This window comes from Pseudomonas sp. GW821-FHT01D09 (assembly GCF_059422465.1).
In genome coordinates this window covers 1-1385 of sequence record NZ_JBWKWY010000070.1, presented here as the reverse complement: position 1 = coordinate 1385, position 1385 = coordinate 1, and the positions used below count along the sequence as shown (strand labels likewise).

The window sequence follows — 1385 nt, the reverse complement described above, 5'->3', positions numbered from 1 at the left end:
AATTGACTTCTCCGCCAAGCAATAATAGAAACGGGCTCTGTTTTTATGAGTTCGTTTCATGCCCCTCCAAAACGATCTTCAAGAAGTTACCAAGCTCAATCCAATCTCCTTTGAACGCTTTGCACAATTGATTGATCCTGCATGGATTGAACAGGCTCTCGTGTCGACCGGTACGATCTCTATTCGCCGCAGGCGCTTGCCGGCCGAGCGTATCGTATGGTTGGTGGTCGGTTTGGCCTTGTTCAAAAATGAACCGATTTGGCTCATCGTGCAGCAGTTGGGACTGGCGCTGGGCGAAGCCAAGGTGCCCGTGTCCAGTGCCGCCGTTCAAGCCCGACAGCGCCTTGGAGAGGCACCATTGGCGGTGCTGTTTGAGCAATTGGCCCAAGCATGGGGTGGTGTCGAGCAGCCGCCTTCAGCCGGTTTCTTGGGGTTGCGTAGCTTCGCCGTCGACGGTGTAGTTTGGTCCACCCCCGATACCCCGGAAAACCGTCAGGCCTTTGGTGGAGGGCGAACCCATTCTGGAGATGGCGCCTGGCCACAAGTTCGCGGTGTCTGCCTGATGGACACCTATAGTCACTTGATTCGTGCTGCCTGTTTTGGTGAGTTTGCGGTCGGCGAACTACGTCATGCCAAAGGTCTGGAGAACGCCGTCAGTGACTACTCGGTAACCATTTTTGATCGTGCTTACTATTCAGCGGCCCTGTTGCTCGACTGGCAGCAAAGTGGAACTGAACGACACTGGCTCATGCGAGCGCGCAAACCGCTCAAATACGAGGTGATCGAAGAGTTGGGCGTGGGTGACTGGCTTGTACGGTTGACCGTTTCCCGGGATGCACTCAAGCAGCGTCCGGATCTTCCCAGCCATTGGCATGCGCGATTGATCGAGTATTCGATAGACGACAAACCCCGTCGCTACCTGACCTCGTTGATTGACGCCGAACGTTACCCTGCCCATCAGGTGGCAGGGCATTACAACGAACGTTGGGAAATCGAATTGGGTTACCGCGAGATCAAGCAAAACCTGCTTAAAGGCGAACAACTACGCAGTAAACAACCTGATCTGGTGCGTCAGGAACTGTGGGGAACCCTGCTTGCTTACAATCTGATTCGACAGGAAATGCGCTTGATGGCTGGCGAAATGAAAGTTGCGCCGCAACGTTTAAGCTTCCTCTGGTTGGCTCAAGCGGTGACCAACGCACTCCGTTTCTGTCCGCTGGAAACGCCAGGTACGATTCCTAAGCGGCTGGCAGAGCTGCGCACTCAGGCTCAACACTTCATGTTACCTGCCAGGCGTCAACGAAGTTACCCCAGGGTGGTCAAGCCCAGGCCGGTCAAATACCCCAAAAAGAAAGCGGGAGGGCTTAACTGACTGGCATTAGGGC

At 54.8% G+C, this 1385-nt stretch carries 1 protein-coding gene; it reads left to right on the top strand.

Annotated elements, in window-relative coordinates:
• Nucleotides 1–58: 58 nt before the first annotated feature.
• On the top strand, nucleotides 59–1372 hold the full coding sequence (locus AC07W7_RS27115; RefSeq protein ID WP_495040460.1) for an IS4 family transposase: 1314 nt from the start codon (nucleotides 59–61) through the stop codon (nucleotides 1370–1372).
• Nucleotides 1373–1385 lie beyond the last annotated feature (13 nt).

Bases quoted from the DNA above. Each gene is read 5' to 3' on its own strand.
- AC07W7_RS27115 (WP_495040460.1), top strand. From the start codon at position 59: ATGCCCCTCCAAAACGATCTTCAAGAAGTTACCAAGCTCAATCCAATC.